Source organism: Streptococcus sp. DD11, assembly GCF_001578865.1.
GTDB lineage: Bacteria > Bacillota > Bacilli > Lactobacillales > Streptococcaceae > Streptococcus > Streptococcus panodentis.
On sequence record NZ_KQ969409.1, the window covers coordinates 1 to 1,015 of the forward strand.

Sequence of the window (1,015 nt, forward strand, 5' to 3'; positions counted from 1 at the left end):
CAATTTTATAGTTAGGAAGGGTAGCGAAGAGGCTAAACGCGGCGGACTGTAAATCCGCTCCTTCGGGTTCGGGGGTTCGAATCCCTCCCCTTCCATTACCTTTACGGGCATAGTTTAAAGGTAGAACTAAGGTCTCCAAAACCTTCAGTGTGGGTTCAATTCCTACTGCCCGTGTAAGATTATGGCGGGTGTGGTGAAGTGGTTAACACACCAGATTGTGGCTCTGGCATGCGTGGGTTCGATCCCCATCACTCGCCTTATTAATATTATTGGGGTATCGCCAAGCGGTAAGGCAAGGGACTTTGACTCCCTCATGCGTTGGTTCGAATCCAGCTACCCCAGTTATTTTTGCCGGCGTGGCGGAATTGGCAGACGCGCTGGACTCAAAATCCAGTGTCCGCAAGGACGTGCCGGTTCGACCCCGGCCGCCGGTATAGTCTTTTGTCTCTAAACTTTGGTTTAGAGGCTTTTTTATTGTTTTGGACAACCTCTATTTCCCCCTTCCAGCAAACTTCTTACTCTTTGATTCTCTTTCTCTGCTTTTTCTTTAGTTAAATGGCTGTAAGTTTCTGTAATTCGGAAAAAGAGTTCTGCGCCAAGGGATTGATTGGCTAATCTTGCTGATTCAGCAATCGTTTGATAGTCAAAGACAAAGGAAGATGACAAAGCAAACTGATGCAGTTTGCGTTCATCAAAGAGGTTTGGTATAATCATCTTTGATTTTTCCAGAGGAGTACCGTCATTTCTTTTATCTTTTATTACTTTGTTAGCTCACAGTCCTTCTGGACTGTTGGAGGCTGGAGATAAAGGGAACGCCGTTCCCGGCTTTCGTTCAGCCCGAACCTAGAAACGAGATAGTGAGGTGGAAAGGTTGTGGATAAGGGTGGTAGGACAAAAGTGTTTCAGCCTCGCTTTATTTTGGTAAAAAATTTTTGACGCGGTAGCTGATTGGACTTTTTGTTCGTCTTTTAGACTCCAAAAAGCTATCCCCAACCTCTCCCAGTCCCCCGGACTG

At 46.1% G+C, this 1,015-nt stretch carries 1 protein-coding gene and 5 tRNA genes; 5 read left to right on the forward strand and 1 reads right to left on the reverse strand.

Annotated elements, in window-relative coordinates; translation table 11 throughout:
* Positions 1-14 precede the first annotated feature (14 nt).
* The 5 genes from STRDD11_RS13100 (at position 15) to STRDD11_RS13120 (ending at position 434) form a co-directional block, all read left to right on the forward strand.
* Positions 15-95, forward strand: a tRNA-Tyr gene (locus STRDD11_RS13100).
* Between the two features lie 8 nt (positions 96-103).
* Positions 104-174 (forward strand) — tRNA-Trp (locus tag STRDD11_RS13105).
* 10 nt (positions 175-184) lie between these two features.
* Positions 185-257: transfer RNA gene (locus STRDD11_RS13110), tRNA-His, on the forward strand.
* Positions 258-270: 13 nt separating this feature from the next.
* Positions 271-342: transfer RNA gene (locus STRDD11_RS13115), tRNA-Gln, on the forward strand.
* An 8-nt stretch (positions 343-350) separates the two neighbouring features.
* Positions 351-434: transfer RNA gene (locus STRDD11_RS13120), tRNA-Leu, on the forward strand.
* A gap of 37 nt (positions 435-471) precedes the next feature.
* On the opposite strand, the gene STRDD11_RS13125 is transcribed toward STRDD11_RS13120, so the two are convergent.
* Positions 472-714 (reverse strand): hypothetical protein, encoded by a 243-nt coding sequence (locus STRDD11_RS13125; RefSeq protein ID WP_128837667.1) that lies wholly within the window; start codon positions 712-714, stop codon positions 472-474.
* Positions 715-1,015 lie beyond the last annotated feature (301 nt).

What these genes read in the sequence shown, in the direction of transcription:
- STRDD11_RS13125 (WP_128837667.1), bottom strand. Translation starts at nt 714, where the DNA reads ATGATTATACCAAACCTCTTTGATGAACGCAAACTGCATCAGTTTGCT.